This window comes from Clostridium pabulibutyricum, from assembly GCF_058242705.1.
On record NZ_JBZAYZ010000001.1, the window covers coordinates 373,930 to 392,288 of the forward strand.

15 protein-coding genes are annotated in these 18,359 nt (G+C 33.0%); 14 read left to right on the forward strand and 1 reads right to left on the reverse strand.

Annotated features, from left to right (window positions below):
• Nucleotides 1-32: 32 nt before the first annotated feature.
• The 10 genes from AC4CVH_RS01900 to AC4CVH_RS01945 all read left to right on the forward strand — a co-directional run bounded on the left by AC4CVH_RS01900 (nucleotide 33) and on the right by AC4CVH_RS01945 (nucleotide 11,412).
• Complete coding sequence (locus AC4CVH_RS01900; protein ID WP_490786021.1) at nucleotides 33-1,307, forward strand: glycosyltransferase family 2 protein; 1,275 nt, start codon at nucleotides 33-35, stop codon at nucleotides 1,305-1,307.
• Nucleotides 1,308-1,473: 166 nt separating this feature from the next.
• Nucleotides 1,474-2,751, forward strand: a complete 1,278-nt coding sequence (gene ftsA / locus AC4CVH_RS01905) for a cell division protein FtsA (RefSeq protein WP_490786022.1) — start codon at nucleotides 1,474-1,476, stop codon at nucleotides 2,749-2,751.
• 16 nt (nucleotides 2,752-2,767) lie between these two features.
• Complete coding sequence (gene ftsZ, locus AC4CVH_RS01910; protein ID WP_490786023.1) at nucleotides 2,768-3,898, forward strand: cell division protein FtsZ; 1,131 nt, start codon at nucleotides 2,768-2,770, stop codon at nucleotides 3,896-3,898.
• 221 nt (nucleotides 3,899-4,119) lie between these two features.
• Nucleotides 4,120-4,905, forward strand: a complete 786-nt coding sequence (locus AC4CVH_RS01915; protein WP_490786024.1) for a sigma-E processing peptidase SpoIIGA — start codon at nucleotides 4,120-4,122, stop codon at nucleotides 4,903-4,905.
• Between the two features lie 63 nt (nucleotides 4,906-4,968).
• Entirely contained in the window at nucleotides 4,969-5,676 is a 708-nt protein-coding gene (sigE, locus tag AC4CVH_RS01920; RefSeq protein ID WP_490786025.1) for an RNA polymerase sporulation sigma factor SigE, read from the forward strand.
• A gap of 73 nt (nucleotides 5,677-5,749) precedes the next feature.
• A complete protein-coding gene (sigG, locus tag AC4CVH_RS01925) occupies nucleotides 5,750-6,523 on the forward strand; it encodes an RNA polymerase sporulation sigma factor SigG (RefSeq protein ID WP_490786026.1) in 774 nt (257 codons plus the stop codon).
• A gap of 43 nt (nucleotides 6,524-6,566) precedes the next feature.
• Nucleotides 6,567-6,842, forward strand: coding sequence for a YlmC/YmxH family sporulation protein (locus AC4CVH_RS01930; RefSeq protein ID WP_490786027.1), 276 nt, complete (start codon nucleotides 6,567-6,569; stop codon nucleotides 6,840-6,842).
• A 99-nt stretch (nucleotides 6,843-6,941) separates the two neighbouring features.
• Nucleotides 6,942-7,397: a transcriptional regulator NrdR gene (gene nrdR, locus AC4CVH_RS01935; RefSeq protein ID WP_490786028.1), complete on the forward strand. Its 456-nt coding sequence runs from the start codon at nucleotides 6,942-6,944 to the stop codon at nucleotides 7,395-7,397.
• A 132-nt stretch (nucleotides 7,398-7,529) separates the two neighbouring features.
• The gene (locus tag AC4CVH_RS01940; protein WP_490786029.1) at nucleotides 7,530-9,305 is read left to right on the forward strand and encodes a GGDEF domain-containing protein; all 1,776 of its coding nucleotides are present in this window, start codon (nucleotides 7,530-7,532) and stop codon (nucleotides 9,303-9,305) included.
• A gap of 19 nt (nucleotides 9,306-9,324) precedes the next feature.
• The gene (locus tag AC4CVH_RS01945; RefSeq protein ID WP_490786030.1) at nucleotides 9,325-11,412 is read left to right on the forward strand and encodes a methyl-accepting chemotaxis protein; all 2,088 of its coding nucleotides are present in this window, start codon (nucleotides 9,325-9,327) and stop codon (nucleotides 11,410-11,412) included.
• On the opposite strand, the gene AC4CVH_RS01950 is transcribed toward AC4CVH_RS01945, so the two are convergent.
• Nucleotides 11,396-12,553: a YibE/F family protein gene (locus AC4CVH_RS01950; RefSeq protein ID WP_490786031.1), complete on the reverse strand. Its 1,158-nt coding sequence runs from the start codon at nucleotides 12,551-12,553 to the stop codon at nucleotides 11,396-11,398. The genes AC4CVH_RS01945 and AC4CVH_RS01950 overlap by 17 nt on opposite strands.
• 204 nt (nucleotides 12,554-12,757) lie before the next feature.
• Between AC4CVH_RS01950 and AC4CVH_RS01955 the strand changes: the two genes are divergently transcribed.
• From AC4CVH_RS01955 to pnpS, 4 genes are all read left to right on the forward strand, one after another.
• Nucleotides 12,758-15,010, forward strand: a complete 2,253-nt coding sequence (locus AC4CVH_RS01955) for a cell wall-binding repeat-containing protein (protein WP_490786032.1) — start codon at nucleotides 12,758-12,760, stop codon at nucleotides 15,008-15,010.
• Nucleotides 15,011-15,187: 177 nt separating this feature from the next.
• Nucleotides 15,188-15,898: a peptidoglycan editing factor PgeF gene (gene pgeF, locus AC4CVH_RS01960; protein WP_490786033.1), complete on the forward strand. Its 711-nt coding sequence runs from the start codon at nucleotides 15,188-15,190 to the stop codon at nucleotides 15,896-15,898.
• Between the two features lie 33 nt (nucleotides 15,899-15,931).
• Nucleotides 15,932-16,627 (forward strand): response regulator transcription factor, encoded by a 696-nt coding sequence (locus tag AC4CVH_RS01965; protein WP_490786034.1) that lies wholly within the window; start codon nucleotides 15,932-15,934, stop codon nucleotides 16,625-16,627.
• A gap of 10 nt (nucleotides 16,628-16,637) precedes the next feature.
• Nucleotides 16,638-18,350 carry a two-component system histidine kinase PnpS gene (pnpS, locus tag AC4CVH_RS01970; RefSeq protein ID WP_490786035.1) on the forward strand — a complete coding sequence of 571 codons (1,713 nt, stop codon included), beginning with the start codon at nucleotides 16,638-16,640 and terminating at the stop codon, nucleotides 18,348-18,350.
• Nucleotides 18,351-18,359: the final 9 nt, after the last annotated feature.

Consider the following 18,359-nt stretch of genomic DNA (forward strand, 5'->3'; position numbering starts at 1 on the left):
GTTAAAATAACCTTAAATTAGGGGGGATGAAATTGGACATTTTTAAAGAAATAATTCATGATACCTCTCGTATTCTAACCTGTATTGTTTACATAATATCAATATACTACTTGTGCATATCGTTTTTTGGCTTGTGGCGAAAAAAAGATGACAAAATTACTACGAGAAAATCAAGCTTTGCACTTATTGTAGCAGCTCACAACGAGGAAGTTGTAATTGGAGATGTTGTTGACAGCTTGATGGCTCTTGATTATCCAAAGCAATTATATGATGTTTTTGTGATTGCTGATAATTGTACAGATAAAACAGCCCAGAAGGCCAGAAAAAAGGGTGCTATTGTTTATGAAAGGTTCAACAAGGACAAGAGAGGAAAAGGATATGCACTTGAATGGATGTTCAATAAGTTATTTAAGATGAATAAAAAATATTCAGCAGTTGCAATATTTGATGCTGATAATTTGGTACATAAAAATTTCTTGAATGCCATGGACAAAAAGTTGAACGAAGGCTATAAAGTTGTGCAGGGCTATCTTGACAGTAAAAATCCTGTTGACACTTGGATTACGGGTAGTTATTCTATTGCATTTTGGACCAATAACAGAATGTTTCAACTTGCAAAGAGCAATATTGGATTGTCTACGCAGCTTGGAGGGACTGGGTTTTGTGTAGAAACAGGCATATTGAAGAAACTGGGATGGGGTGCCACATGTCTTACAGAAGATCTTGAATTTACATGCAAGCTTATATTAAATGGATACAAGGTCGGTTGGGCTCATGATGCAGTGATATATGATGAGAAACCACTTACTCTTCCTCAGTCATGGCGGCAGAGAAAGAGATGGATGCAGGGATTTGCAGATGTATCGAGCAGATATTTTTTCAAACTTGTAAAGAAGGCATTTACGAGTTTCAGCTTTGTACCTCTTGATTGTGCGCTATACAGTATTCAGCCGATTGTTACGGTGCTGATTGGTATTTCTGCAATCATGGGATTTTTGCAGCACTTTATGTCTACATACAACATCATATCTAATTTAAGTGAGTTCGTTTATTCAGTAGATTTTAGTGTAGTGACAGTTCTGGCTATAGGATTTTCAATACTCCAGTGTATATATACTCCACTTATTCTTCTAATTGAGAGGAAATTCAGCTTTAAAGTTTTTTTGTACTATTTGTTATACCCACTGTATATCATGACGTGGTTTCCAATTTCAATACTTGGAATTCTCAATAAAAACAACAAGGAATGGAACCATACAGTTCATACACGAAGTGTAAAAATAAAAGATCTTAGAAAGGCAAATTGATATAACTGTGAGGAAAAGAGATACTTCTCTTTTCCTTTTATTATACAATTAATATATCTCAGTGTATTTTAGAATTTATCAAAATATGATAAAATATAAAGAGGAAATTCCAATTTCCTGTTGAATATATATTTTGATGGTTCTATTACAAGGGGGAAAATATTTAATGGACGAATATATAATAGGAATAGATGTTGGATCATCTAATATATGTGCTGCAGCAGGTAAGTTAGATAGATATGGCAAAATGCAAATAATGGGTATTACTTCAGCTGATTGCAGTGGAGTAAAAAAAGGAGTTGTAATAGATATAGACAGTACTTCCGAGTCTATAAAAAAATGCATTTATGATTTGGAAAGAATGATAGATATCAAAATAGAGGAAGCTTATATCGCTCTCCCCGGAGGATTAAGTGAACTTGTTGAGACAAAAGGAGTAGTTGCCATATCTTCAGAAGATGGAGAAGTTAGACGAAATGATGTGAATAGAGTTTTAAAAGCATCTAAAGTAATGACTATTCCGAACGATAAGGAAATAATAGGGATAATTCCAGAACAGTATATAATTGATGGATATGATAAAATAAAAGATCCTATAGGAATGAGTGGCGTAAGGCTTGAAGTGGATGCTCAGCTTGTAATTGCCCAGTCAAGTGTGATAAATAATTTTTTTAAAAGTGTAAATAGGGCTGGAGTAAAAGCAAGCGGACTTGTCTTTGAACCTACGGCGATGTCTCAGGCTGTCTTGAGGGATGAGGAAATTCAGAGAGGAGTTTTACTTGTCGATGTAGGTGGAGATTCAATAAATATCTATGATTACAATTCAGGAAAACTTGCTAGTATGGCTACCGCACCGATTGGTGGTAATAGTATAACTAATGATATCTCAGTGTGCTTGAAGATTCCTATATCTTCTGCAGAAAATTTGAAGAAAAAGTATGCAAGCGTTGAATCACTTTCAGATGTTAAATCCTTTGAAGTAGAAGTGAATACAGATTATAACAGTAAGGTTAAAGTTGACTATGATGTTCTTATTCAAATAATACAGGCTAGAGTAGAGGAATTGCTTTGTATAATAGACAGCAGGATAAGGAATCTGGATAATAACGAGAATATATCAGAGGTTGTTTTGGTAGGTGGAGGAATATCACAAATAAAAGGAATAAAAGAATTTAGTGAGAAAGTACTGGAGAAACATGTTAGAATTGGTGTTCCCAATTATATAGGTGCGTCCAGCCCAATGTATGTTACAGCAGTTGGAGTTGTTAAAGATGCATCTAATTCCATGGATGGAAAATATGAAAATCCATTGAACAAATATGAAGAAAAAAAGTCGGAAGACTATAAAAATCTGTTGAGACATGGTGCTGAGACTGAAAATAAGGAGTATGAAAGCAGTGGTTTTGTATCAAAAATAAAGGAGTTTTTTACAGATTTTTTCTAATGAGGAGGGTATTGTAGTGCTAGATTTTGATGTTGATGTTCAGGATTTTGCTCAAATAAAGGTAATAGGATGTGGAGGCGGAGGAAACAACGCTGTAAATAGAATGATAATTGAAGGATTAAAAAATGTAGAGTTTATCGCTATAAATACAGATAAACAAGCCTTGATGCTTTCGCAGGCATCTCAAAAAATACAAATAGGAGAAAAGCTTACCAAAGGGTTGGGAGCAGGTGCAAATCCTGAAATAGGACAAAAAGCTGCAGAAGAAAGTAAGGATGAAATTTCACAGGCAATAAAAGGTGCAGACATGGTGTTTATAACGGCAGGAATGGGCGGCGGAACTGGAACAGGTGCAGCTCCTGTAATTGCTGAAACGGCCAAGTCAATGGGCATACTTACTGTAGGAGTTGTAACAAAACCGTTCCCTTTTGAAGGAAGAAAAAGAATGATACATGCAGAAATGGGAATAAACAATTTGAAAGACAGGGTAGATACCCTTGTAACAATTCCAAATGAAAGATTGTTGTCGATAGTTGATAAGAAAACTACCTTGATGGATTCATTCAAACTTGCTGATGATGTATTGAAACAAGGTGTTCAGGGCATATCAGATCTTATAACAATACCTGGACTTGTAAATCTTGATTTTGCAGATGTAAGAACGATTATGATAGATAAGGGACTTGCTCATATGGGTGTAGGCAAGGGCAATGGAGACAACAGAGCACAGGATGCTGCAAAACAGGCCATATCGAGCCCTCTTCTTGAGACTTCTATAGTTGGTGCAACGGGAGTACTTTTAAATATAACAGGTGGTGCTGATCTTGGATTGCTGGAAATAAATGAGGCTGCTGAAATTGTTCAAGATGCTGCGGATCCAGATGCTAATATAATATTCGGAGCAGTTATAGACGAAGAGATAAAAGATGAGATAAGAATTACTGTTATAGCTACGGGTTTTGAAGAAAAGGCAAAAACTGCGAAGCCAGAGAAAAAAGTGAATAAGGAAAATGAAAGCGGAAACAGAGAACAATTTTACCATCGTAATGACAGTAAAGATGAAGCTGCAGCTACATCAGAATATAAGAACTTTGAAGATGAAGACCTTGAAATACCAGCTTTTTTAAGAAGACAGAGAAGACAATAAAATTAATTGAGTAGTTTATAAGCTGCCGGCAGAGATGCCGGCAGCTTTTTATGTCTTAGAAAACTAGTGTGTTTGGTATTGTGCATAAATTTGAATTACATGACATATTATAGAAAATAAAAATGTTCATCACAATTAGAAAATGACAAAATTTTGAACTAAACAAGTATATAATAAAAAGTAAATTATGGGAAAATAATACATTAAGGAGATGGTGGCACTTGATTGTTTTTATAGATGTGCTTGTTTTTATAAATATTATAGTTAATTTCTTTGTAATGTATATTACAGCGAAAACCATGAGAGTTGTAATTGAATTCAAGTATATGATTTTGTCATCTGCAATCGGGGGAATGTATGTTGTCACCATGATTTTCCCGAGGCTTGAAGTGTTTTCAACTTTGCCATTTAAGATATGTGCAGCAGCAGTAATGATTGTTATTGCATTCAGACGAAAAAATTTTATGTTCAATATAAAAGCATTAGCAATGTTTATAATGTATTCTATGCTTCTTGCGGGTGTTTGTATGTTTATCCAATACAACAGGTACGGGTATGGGTCATATGATTTCTCGTCAAAGTGGCTTTTGATTGCGATTATGATGACATATGTGGCTGTTGACAGACTTGTTGTATTTGTAAACGGGAGAAGAAGTCTTAGCACGCTTATATACAATGTTGATATTGTAATGGAGGGTGGCAGCAAAAGTGTAAAAGCATTTCTTGATACGGGTAACGAGCTTAAAGAACCTGCAACCAATCTTCCGGTTATAATAGTCGAAAGGTCCGAGTTTTTGGATGTTAACATTGAAGGTTATGATAAATTATATATACCTTACAGGGTAGTTAATGGTAGCTGTGATAAACTTTTGGGATTCAAACCGAAATCTGTAATAATAAAAACGCAAAATACTACTGAAAGCAGGGAGGCTGTAGTCGCTTTTTGCGATGACAGGCTAAGTGAATTTAGTGATTATCATGCACTTTTACCAAGGGGAGTAATTTAATTGTAAATCAAGTGTGTATTGAGGATAAATCCAAAAAAATAGGACTAATTGGGGGAAAAAGTTATGATGAAAATAAATGTTGTACTTAACAGATTGATGCTGAAATTCAAGGTGTTTTTTAAAAATTTGTATTACATAGGAGGAAGTGATGTCCTGCCGCCGCCTCTTACGAAAGAAGAAGAGGCAGATCTTGTCCTTAAACTTGTTTCCGGAGATGAAAAAGTAAGATCTACACTGATTGAGAGAAATCTGAGACTTGTTGTGTATATAGCCAGAAAATTTGAAAATACAGGAGTGAATGTGGAGGACTTGATATCGGTTGGAACAATAGGACTTATAAAGGCTGTAAATACTTTTGATCCAAGCAAGAAAATAAAGCTTGCAACTTATGCTTCTAGATGCATTGAAAATGAAATACTCATGTATCTAAGACGCAACAACAAAGTAAAGGCAGAAATATCGTTCTACGAGCCTCTTAATATAGACTGGGATGGAAATGAACTTTTGCTCTCCGATATATTAGGGACGGAAAATGATATAGTGTATGATCTTATAGAAGATGAGGTGGACAAACAACTCCTTGTTATGGCCATGCAAAAGTTAAGTGACAGAGAGAAGAAAATAGTAAATTTGAGATTTGGTTTGAATGGGAATATTGAAAAGACGCAAAAGGAAGTGGCAGACATGCTTGGTATATCACAGTCCTACATATCGAGACTTGAGAAAAGAATAATAAAAAGATTAAAAAAAGAAATAAATAAAATGTTGTAAGTTTGTCTTTAGTATAAAATTCAGCTTCTTAGTAAATACTTAAAATGCTATATATTCTAAAGGGGCTGATTGCATGATAATTAACAAAGTTGAAATCTGTGGCGTAAATACATCTAAACTGCCAGTTCTTAAAGAAAATGAAATGAAAGATCTTTTGATTAAGACTAGAGATGGTGATTTAAAGGCTAGAGAAAAGTTTATAAAAGGAAATTTGAGACTTATATTAAGTGTAATACAGAGGTTCAACAACAGGGGTGAGAATGCAGATGACCTGTTCCAAGTTGGATGTGTTGGCCTTATAAAGGCGATAGACAATTTTGACCTTGGCCAAAATGTAAAATTTTCTACTTATGCAGTGCCTATGATAATAGGTGAAATAAGAAGATATTTAAGAGACAATAATTCCATAAGAGTTAGCAGATCCTTGAGAGATATAGCCTATAAGGCACTCCAGGCAAGAGATAAGCTTGTTAGGGAAAACAACAAGGAACCTACAATATCGCAGATAGCCAAGGAACTAGAAATGCCGAGGGAAGAAGTTGTGTTTGCACTTGATGCAATTCAGGATCCGGTGTCGTTGTTTGAACCAATATACAGAGACGGTGGAGATGCAATATACGTAATGGATCAGATAAGTGATACAAAAAATGTCGATGAAAATTGGCTTGAGGATATATCTATAAAAGAAGCCATGAAGAAGCTCAATGACAGGGAAAAGCTTATATTAAACCTTAGGTTTTTTGATGGAAGAACTCAAATGGAAGTAGCTGACGAAATAGGAATATCACAGGCTCAGGTATCAAGGCTTGAGAAGACTGCATTGAAACATATGAGGAAATATATATGATGGTGTAAGTTTATAATAAAATTTATTTGGGAGGGGTTTACATATGGAAAATGATATGGATGAAGAAATTTCACTATATTCTCTGGCTGCTTTAAGGAGCATGGAGATTATAGATATAAATACGGGTTCAAAACTTGGACTTATAAAGGACTTAAAAATGGACTGTGAAAATAATAGAATAATTTCTATTATACTTCCATCTACAACATCTAAGATAAATTTATTTGGAAAGAATGAAGATGTTGAGATCCCATGGAGCAGTGTAAAAAAAATTGGGGTAGATGTTCTTCTTGTAGATGCAGAGGATATAGCATCATAAATATTCGGTTATCCGTCCTTGTGAAGTTGATGTTGATGCAAACTTTGCCAAATAAGTGTATAATATAGACAAATATAGATATAAAGGACGTGAAACAGGATGAAATGCCCTTATTGCGGTCATGAAGAAAGCAAAGTTGTTGATTCGAGATCTACTGAAGACAATACAGCTATCAGGAGAAGACGCGAATGTCTTAAATGCAAAAAAAGATATACAACTTATGAAAAGATTGAAAATCTTCCAATACTTGTTATAAAAAAGAACATGGAGAGGGAATATTTTGACAGGGACAAGATGCTTAACGGACTTATAAAAGCATGTCAAAAAAGACCTGTTTCCAGGCAGGAACTTGAGAGTATAGCAGATGACATCGAAAAAACTATAAACAATAAAATGATAACTGAAATAAATTCATCTGATATAGGTGAAATGGTGATGAAAAGACTAAAAGATATAGATGAAGTATCTTATGTTAGGTTTGCTTCTGTCTATAGGCAGTTTAAGGATATAAATACATTTATGGAAGAAATAAAAAATCTTATTTCAAAGAAGTAGGCAGCTAATTGTAAGCTGTCTACTTTTTTTATATATTGAGGTGGATATTAGTTTAATTTAACAAATAATTAGCCTGTACTTAATATAACAATTGTATACTTATGTAAAAAGTTTTTATATGAGGTGGATTAAATGAGTATATGTTATAAAGATGAGATAGAAAAAATACTGTCAAAGAAAGATATAAGCACAGTATTTCAGCCAATTATATCTCTTAAAAATGCGTCTGTCATAGGATATGAGGCATTAAGCAGAGGTCCCAAGGATTCTCCACTTCACTCTCCAAAAAAGCTTTTTTTAGAAGCGGAAAATTATGATAGAACATGGGAGTTAGAGCTTTTATGTAGGATAAAGGCCATTGAGAAAGTAAAACAAATAGATAAAAATAAACTTCTTTTTATTAACGTAGATCCAAAAATATTTAAAGATCCAAGATTTAAAAGTGGATTTACCAAGGATTTTTTAAAAATTAACGGAATATCTCCGGATTCAATTATATTTGAAATAACTGAGAAAACTGCCATAAAAGATTATAAAGGTTTTAAAACGGCATTGGACAATTATGTAAGGCAGGGATATAAAATAGCTATTGATGATATGGGTACTGGTTATTCAGGACTTAAAACTTTAATGGAGACAAAGCCTCATTATATAAAAATTGATATATCTTTTATAAAAGATATAGACAAAGATTTGTTTAAACAGGAATTGGTAAGGACAGTCTTGTCTCTTGCCAAAGCTACTAATATGGAAATTATTGCCGAAGGAATTGAAACTGAAGCTGAACTTTTAAAGCTGATAAATTTAGGAGTTACATATGGACAGGGATATTTTCTGCAAAGGCCATCAGGGGCCTTCCTCGATATTTCAGAAAGGGTGAAGGAGAAAATAGTTAAGTATAATAGAATAGAAAATAATAAATTTGATAAAAATTATGTGGGAAGTATAGCTCAAAATAATCCAGCATCAGAGGTTACAACCAGAAATAAAGATATTAAGCAGTTTTTTGAGAAATTTCAAATTACAGGTGTATGCATAGTAAAAAATGGTTATCCAGTCGGACTTATTATGCAGCACAACTTGGACTATGTACTTGCTACTCAATACGGAATGTCTGTTTTTTTTAAACGTTCTGTAGCATTGGTAATGGATACATCTCCCCTTATAGTTGATTATTATACAGATGTAAGTGATGTAGCTAAAGTTGCCATGGCAAGGGATATAAAGAAAATATATGACTATGTCATAGTTACTAAGGAAAATAAGTATTATGGAATTGTTACAATAAAAAATTTACTTGAATATACTATGGAATTTGAAAAAAACCGTGCTAAAAATTTAAATCCCCTTACTGGTCTTCCGGGTAATGAAATTATAAATAAGGTAATTGAAAACATAATGCATTGTCATGAAAGATTTTTTTTAATTTATGCAGATTTAAATAATTTTAAAATATACAATGATACATATGGTTTTGAAAATGGAGATAAAGTATTAAAACTTACAGCAAAGCTTATACAGGATGAATTTGAAAAACTTTCTCTACACCGGAGTTTCGTAGGACATATAGGAGGGGATGATTTCGTATGTGTAATAGAATACAATTTTGAAATTTGCTGTGAGCTTTGCAGAAATATAATTTCAACCTTTGACTTGCAAATATTAGATTTTTTTAATGAAAAAGACAAAGAAAAGGGATATATTGAATCTCTTGACAGAAAAGGGAACAAAGACATATTTCCTCTTACATCCATAGCACTAGGATGTATATGTGGGTATTTTGAAAATTTTAAGAAGATTGATGAAGTTGGAATACATATGAGTAAAATAAAGAAAAAAGCTAAAAAAATAAAAAACAGTAGTTTTATAATTTTTGATATAGATAAAAATACCTTTATAAATGAATAACAATATTGGGGGAAATAATATGAAAGAAGATATTAAATTAAAATTTTCAACTAATTTTTTAAAAATAAAAAAGTTAGTTAATATAATTAAATTTAAAGATATAAGGTTTTTTAAAAGTGTGAGCCTAAAAATAACAGCAGAAATTGGAATACTTGTAGTGACTGTATGTGCGGTTCTTGGATTTATTTCTTATTATAGTTCTTATAAATCCATGGAAAAAAACATAAATTCACAATTGAAAGATAAAGCAACACAATCATCTAAGTTAATTTCAGAAATGCTTTCAGGACAAATTAAGTCAATGCTCCAAATAGCTGACAGGGAAGAAATAAAATCTATGAATCCTAAAGTGGAGATTCCAATCTTAAACGAGAAATCCAAGGAATTGAATTATTCGAATTTAGGTGTAATGGATCTTAGTGGACTTACATATATGGAAGATGGTACGAAAACTCAAAATAATTTAACTTCCGATGATTCACAATATATGAAAAATTCTATAAAAGGAAAAGGTCAAATATCGGGACCATATTTCAATATAAATGGGGAACAAATTATAGAAGTGTCGGTTCCAATAAAGAAAAATGGAAGTGTCATAGGAGTATTGTTTGCCAATATTGGTATGTCTGAACTAAATAAACTTGTTCAAGGTATGAAGGTTGGAAATACAGGATATTGTTTTATAGTTGACAGTAATGGAACCAAAGTTGTAGATAAAAATCTTACCTTGGTACTAAATAGAGACAATACTATAAAAAATGCTCAAAAAGATAAAAGTCTTGAAAAAATAGCGGAACTTGAAAAAGATATGATAAAGGGAAATAAAGGTTATGGATGTTATAATATGAAGGGTGTGGATAAGCTTCTAGCTTATTCTCCTATACCGGGAATAAAATGGTATTTAGGCCTTACAATGGATAAAAGAGAGATATTTTCATCTGTAGAGTTATTGAAGTATAAAATGATGGCTGCAACTTTAATATTTATAATAATAGGGGTAATAATAGGAATAATAATATCATTGAGAATAAAGGCGCCTGTTGTAAAAATAAGAAAATATGCGCTTGAACTTTCAAAATTTAATTTTAGATGTAATTTGGATATAAAAAGACAGGATGAATTTGGACAGCTGGCTGATGATTTAAAATTTGCAATAAAAAATATAGAGGGAATGATAAAATGTGCCAGTGATGAGGGAAAGTTGACCCTAAGGTCCAGTAATTATATAAAAGACATGTTTGATAAATCTAAAATAGAGGTAAACACTGTTGTTGAAGGTTCAGGTAATATAACTGCCAGCATGGAAGAAGTGCTGGCTTCAGTTGAAGATCTTGGAGAAAGAATTACTTCTGTAAAAACTGTAGTTGGACAAACTGTAGATGAAATTGGAGCGGGACTTGATTTTGCTGATAAAATAAATAAAAAAGCTGAGATAATGAAGAACAGAATAAAGAAATCCCAAACAGATCTTCAGGAGCAATATAATACCTCAAGTGAGAAACTAAAAGAATCACTTAATACGATTAAAATTGTAAAAAATATATTTGACATGTTAAAACAAATAAGGAATATATCGAAAAAAACAAATATAATTGCTGTAAATGCTCATATTGAATCTGCAAGAGCAGGAGAATATGGAAAAGGGTTCATGGTAGTTGCTGGAGAGGTGAGAAAGCTTGCAGAACAGTCATCATCTGTAGTAGATAAAATACAAGGGGATGTGAAGGATATGACTGATGCAGTGAGTGAACTTATTGGCTGTTCAAGAGACATGCTATCTTCCGTGGAAGAAAAAATTGTAAAAGAATACGCTCATATAATAAATATGAGCTTAGAATACCAAAATGATAGTAATAAGATAAAAGATTTTATAAACAAGTTCTATGTACTTGCAGATAGTATAAATTTGTCTCACAATGAACTTTGCGGCATAATCAATGAAATTATAGATACAGCTGACAAATGTACAAGTGATGCTTCTGATATATCCGAGAGCATGGAATCCATAGAAGCTAAAAATACTCATATTGGAGTTAAAACTGATGAAAATGCCGTTAGAGCAGAAGAATTAATAAAAATAGTAAATAAATTCAAGATAAATGTTTAAATAAGGATTTAGGAATTATTTCAGCTGAGATTAAAGATACTATGGGAACTGTAAATATTATGGCAAGTGAGCCTGTAAGTCCCTGAATTATCTCAATACTTACCATGTCCATATTTATAAGCTGGTTATAGTCCAGATTGTAGGAGTATATTATTATGATCATGCTTAAAGATGCCCCTGTAAAAGCGAGTATAAGTGTGTTTGCCATAGTTCCCATCATGTCTTTTCCTATTGTCATACCGGATTTGAAAAGTTCCTGTTTTGAAATACTTGGATTGGAAAGATATATTTCCTGCATTGATGAGGCTATGGATATGCAAAGATCCATGACAGCTCCAAGGCATGATATTAATATTCCAGCAGTAACAAGCTCCTGAACTTTCATTCCGGATACATTTGAAACCATGTTTAAACTTTCTACTTGTGTAAGATTCAATCCATTTAAATGTGCAAAATGTCCGAATACAAGTTCCAATAATCCTGAAATGGCCACTCCGCATATGGTTCCTAAAATGGCACAGGTACTTTTGGGACTAAATCCATTTAAAAGAAAAAGAGACATACAGGTAATTATGCTTGTGATTAAGATTGATGATGCTGTAGGAGAATAACCGAGATACAGCATTGGTATAAATAAAAAAATGACTAAGGAAAGGGTAAATATTAGACTTAGTACCGATTTCATGCCTTTTTTACCGCCTATTATACACAAGGAAATAAAAAACAATGCGATAAATGCATATTGAACGGGAGCTCTGTAGTAATTATATACTATAATGCTGTAGTTACTTTCGGAAGACGAAATTTCGACAATTATTTTCATGTTTTGTTTCAGATATACATTGTGTGTATCACTTAAATAGTTGGTTATATTTTTTATTTCACCTGTATGTTCACCGGAGATGATTTCCAATTTTGCATTCTGGGTGCCTAAGTATATATTGCGGGAATTTTTAAGCTTTGTCATAGAATTGTTTTTTACAGACAGGACCCGGGCCTTTTCATATTTTACAGATGATTTCCCATTTTGAATATTATATGTAACAGGATGGTTTGTATTGAATTTGTATAAAAATATTCCAGATAAAACTACAAGTAATAAAACAGTGAATATCTTGTAACTTTTTAAAAAGTTTATCATTTTATACCTCCAAAAAAATTTTAAGTAATTAAATTCATGCTTCCAATTATATAACAGCATTAAAATCTATTTATAAAGTTTATGTAAAATGTAAGTTAAATTAGAATGTTATGATTTTTTTACACAGAATTTACACTACTGAGAAAGAAAAAAACATATATAATGCTAGAATTACAATTGTACATTAAAAAAGGGAGGAATTTTATGAATTCATATTTTAGAAAAGCGGGACTGTTTTTTTTATGCTCGTTTATAGGACTCTCATGTGCTGCAATACCTTTATCAGTTAATGCCAAAGATTCTGGAGAGAATATTACAGTTCAAGAGCAGTCTTCGACTAAAGATGGCAAAGCTCATATAAAGGACATAACTTTTTCACCGGGAAAAGATGAGTCAGAAATAAATTTCACCTGGTATTCAAGTAATAATTTGTCTGCACAGGTTGAGATTGCACTAAAATCAGATATGACAAACAGTGAATTCCCATCTGAAAAGTCAAAGTTATTCAAGGGAGAAATATCTAATGGAGATGATGGATATTTTTCCAATAAAGTAACTGTGACGGGACTTAAAGACCATATGTCATATGTATATAGGGTAGGAGATGGTACAAATTGGAGTGATGTAGAAAATTACACAACAGAAGATACTTCAGAATTTAATTTTTTATTTGCAGGAGATCCGCAAATAGGTGCCAGTGGTGATATTTTAAAAGATGGAGAAGGATGGCAGGATACGATAAAGAAAGCTACAAGTAAATTTTCAAATGCAAGTTTTCTCTTGTCAATAGGTGATCAGGTAAACAACGGCAAGGAAGTAATAGATGGAAATAATGAACCTGAATACAACGAGTATTTTAAACCACAACAGCTTAGAAATATACCTATAGCAGCAATTTCCGGAAACCACGAAGGTTATGGGAAAGGACACATTACTCATTTTAATATTCCAAATATGTCGGATAAATATGGTATATTTACGAGTAATGGATATGAAACGGATAAAAGTAGTGGAACTACTGGAAATGATTATTATTTCGTGTATGGAAACACATTGTTCTTAATGCTGAACAGTAATGACATAAATGCAGAAGATCACAAACAGTTTATGGAAGAGGCAATAGCTCAAAATCCAAATGTAAAGTGGAAGATAGTTGGAATGCATCATTCCATATACAGTTCTGCAACACATGAGACGGATGCAGATATAGCGCAGAGGAGAATTACTCATCCGCAAGTATTTCAGGAACTTGGCATAGACGTTGTACTTGATGGACATGATCATGTATATACGAGGTCATGCCAGATGGAAGACGGAAACGCTGTAAGCGATAAAAATGATACAAATGTTACAGATCCCAATGGAGTACTTTATGTAACAGCAAATTCAGCCAGTGGAAGTAAATACTATGAAATTCAAGAACCAAACTACAATAATTATTATGAAGCAAAAAAGGAACAGATTCATGTACCTACCTTCTCGGACATAAAAATGACGGATAAAAGTTTTACAATAACAACATATAGAACTGATACTATGGAAGTTACGGATACCTATACTATAAACAAGACTTCAAACCATAAAAATGTATCAAGACTTGCTGGAAAAAACAGATACGAAACAGCTGCCAAGGTATCAAAAAATAAATGGGACAGTGCGGATTCGGTGGTTCTCGTTTCAGGGGAAAGCTTTGCAGATGCATTAAGTGCAGCACCTTTTGCAAATTCAAAAAAGGCACCTCTTCTTCTTACTGAGAAAGCTTTTCTTGACACTTATACTAAAAATGAAATATCACGGCTTAAGGCAAGAACAGCTTATATAGTGGGCGGTATAGGTTCGGTTTCAAAAAATGTAGAAGATACACTTAGAAATATGAATATAGTAGTAAAAAGAATATCAGGAAGTGACAGATATGAAACTTCACTTGCAGTTGCCAAAAGCATGAAGAATATTAAGGATATATTTATGGCATCTGGAAAGGATTTTCCTGATGGACTCTCGGTGTCTTCCTATGCTGCATTAACAGGAAGTCCAATACTATTGACCGATGGAAGTAGTGTTGATTCAAATATTTCAACCTATATAAAATCGAGTAATGTCAAATGTTATATAGTTGGTGGAAAATCAGTTGTAGGGGACAATGTATTAAAGGAGATAAATGGAGAAAGAATATCTGGAGAAGACAGGTATAAAACCAATATAGCAGTGCTTGACAAATTCAAGGGTGACTACAGCAAATCCAGTATATATATAGCATCTGGAAGCAATTTTGCAGACGCACTATCAGCTTCGGCTGCTGCAGGAAGTAAAAAGGCACCAGTGATACTTGTAGGAAATTCAGTGCCTGATGCTGTGAGCAAGTACGTAAAATCAAGTACAGGAAGTGTTGGACAGATAACAGTTCTCGGTGGTGAGAGCGTTGTGCCTCAAGGCATTATAAATGAAATATTGAAATAATATCTTTTTAATGAAAGGATTTCTCTGGTTTTAGCAGCCATTGAAGTTCTTTTATTTTGCATTTATGTATGTTAAATTAATGTTAAGAAGTTTAAAATATGTATACAAAGTTCAATTAACAGATAAACAATGTTAAAATATATTTTGTAATATTAATTATTATTGTGGAGGGCTGATATGGAAAGTATTTATATAGACAACTATGAATTTTTAAAAATTGATCTCTGTGGAGCAGAAGCTATTTTTTCCACGGCAAAAGGCGACCTTGATTTTAACAAGGAAAAGAGATCGGGATTAAAAAATCTTGACAATTTAAAAAGGCACTTTAATATTCAAGATGTAGGATATTTAAGTCAGGTTCATGGTGATAAAGTTGTTGATTATTCGAGAAAACTTGAAAAGGCAGATGGACTTTTGACTACCAAAAAAGGAATCGCTGTGGGAGTTTTTAACGCAGATTGTGTGCCAATACTTCTTTATGACAGTGAAAATGATGTTGTATGTGCAGTTCACAGTGGATGGAAGGGCACTTTGAATCTTATACTTATGAAAGCTGTTCAAAAAATGAAATCTGAATATAAAAGCAGTGCGGATAATATTTACGCGTGTATAGGACCTCATATAAATGTTTGTTGTTATGAGGTTGGAGATGAAGTTGTAGAAAAATTTGCAGAGTCGCAGTTTTATAAAGACAGGAAAGATATATTTTTAGGCAACAATCTTGACCTTCGGAAATGCCTTTTACACGAGTTACATCATGAAGGGATAGATGACGACAATATAATTTGTGTTGATGTATGTACATCTTGTAACAAAATGTATAGAATGCACTCCTATAGAAAAAATAAAGACTGTGGACGTATGTTTTCATTTATTTATATGAAGTAAATTAAAAATTCGTTAGTTTGTTTGGAGGTAGTCATGTCTGAAGAAAAAATTCTAATAGTTGATGATGAAGAGCACATATGTGAACTTATCAAATTCAATCTTGAAAAAAACGGATATAAGACAATAACTGCAGGGGATGGAATCGAGGCACTGAAAAAGATAAAACAGGAAAAGCCAAATCTTATACTTTTGGATGTAATGCTTCCTGGAATGGATGGCTACGACGTATGCAAGGAAATTAGAAAAGACAGTTCAATTGCAACTATTCCGATCATAATGATAACTGCAAAGGGCGAGGAGTTTGACAAAGTGCTTGGACTTGAACTTGGAGCAGATGATTATATTACAAAACCATTTTCAGTTAGAGAACTTGTTGCAAGAATAAAAGCTATGTTTAGAAGGATAAATATTGAAGGGGCAGATAATTATTACGTTTTTGGAGAACTGAAGGTTGATTTTGACAAGCATGAGGTTATTAAGGATGGAAACAAAGTGGAACTGACACTGAAGGAGTTTGAACTTTTGCATATTCTCGTGAAAAATATGGGAAGGGTTGTTACAAGAGATTTTTTACTTGATAAAATATGGGGATATGAATACGTTGGTGAAACTAGAACAGTAGATGTACATATAAGACATCTGCGTCAGAAAATAGAACAGGATGATAAAAAACCGAAATATATTGAAACAATGCGTGGAATAGGATATAGATTTAACCCTGAGGAATAACGGTGATTTTATGAGAAGAAAATTTATGATGTCCATGATAGGTATACTTGTACTCAGCTTGATCGTAATGACAGGGCTTTTTATGATAATTGAAAACCATGAATATATAGAAAACATCAAGACTACTTTGAAATTGAATAATCAGGCTGTAATAAATGCAATGAAGAGAGAAGGTTACAAGGACAGGCCACAGGCATTCAAGGATTATTTCAATAATACAAATATGAGGGGAACATGTATAAACAAATATGGAAGGGTTATAAGCGATTCTGAAGAGTATGGGAAAGAACTTCCCAATCACAATGGAAGAAAGGAAATTGTAGATGCGAGAAAATATGGAGAGGGTTATGATATAAGGCTGAGTGAAACTACTCACAAAACCACATTATATTTTGCAACGGCAGATACCGATGGATATGTAGTAAGAAGCGCGATGACTATGAAACGGATAAAAGGGTTTGAAGCTGTATACTTTAGATATTATATAATGATAATGTTGGCATGCATAGGTTTATCTTTAGTTTTAGTGACAAAGTTGTCTGATTCCATATCACGGCCTATAAGGAGACTTCAGAAAATAACCGCCAGTATAGCAGATGGAAATCTTGAAAAAAGAGTCAGCATAAACAGAAATGACGAAATAGGGCAGCTTGCGGAAACCTTTAATAATATGGCTGAAAAACTCCAATATACATTAAATGATTCAATAAACCAGAGCAACAAGTTGAAGGCAATACTTACAAGTATGGACAGTGGGGTAATTGCAATAGATACAGGATATAAAATTATAATGATAAATCCGTATGCCAGGGAGATATTTGGAATAGACAGCGATATAATTGGCAAAAATTTAATGGACAGTATACGTGATTTTGAGCTTGAAGAAATATTCAAGTATGGGAATGGAAAATATCATGAAATTACTATAATATGGCCTAGAAAGAGGCAACTTAGAATAAAAACTGCAGACATAATAAACAATTTTAAAGATAAAATAGGTACGGTGGCAGTTGTACAGGATATAACCGACATAAAAAGGCTGGAAAACATGAGATCAGAGTTTGTAGCCAATGTTTCTCATGAATTAAAGACTCCTCTAACATCTATAAAAGGCTTTGCAGAAACCTTGAAATATGTTGACAACAGTGAAAACAAAAACAAATTTTTGAATATTATAAATGATGAAGCTGACAGGCTTACAAGGCTTATAGAAGATATTCTTATATTATCGCATATAGAAAATGACAATGATGATTCAAATGACAGGATAAATATAAAATCTATCATACAGGATGTATGTTGTCTTATGGAAGGTACCGCTAAGAAAAAAAATATAAATATAGCAATGGATGTTTCAAGTCTTCCCGATATCTATGGAAACAAGGATAAATTTAAACAGATGATGATAAATCTTATAGACAATGCAGTTAAATATTCAAATAAAGATGGTTTTGTTGAAGTAGGGGATAGACTTGTCAATGAAGATTGTATAATCTGGGTAAAAGACAATGGGGTTGGAATATCAAAAGAACACAAGGAACGTCTTTTTGAGAGATTTTACAGGGTTGATAAAGCAAGGTCCAGAAGTCAGGGAGGAACAGGACTTGGACTTGCAATAGTAAAGCACATAGTCATGGGGTTTAAAGGAAGTATAGAGGTTGAAAGCGAAGTTGGTATAGGAAGTAAGTTTATTGTAAAAATTCCTGTTTCAAAACAGGATTAATATTTGAAG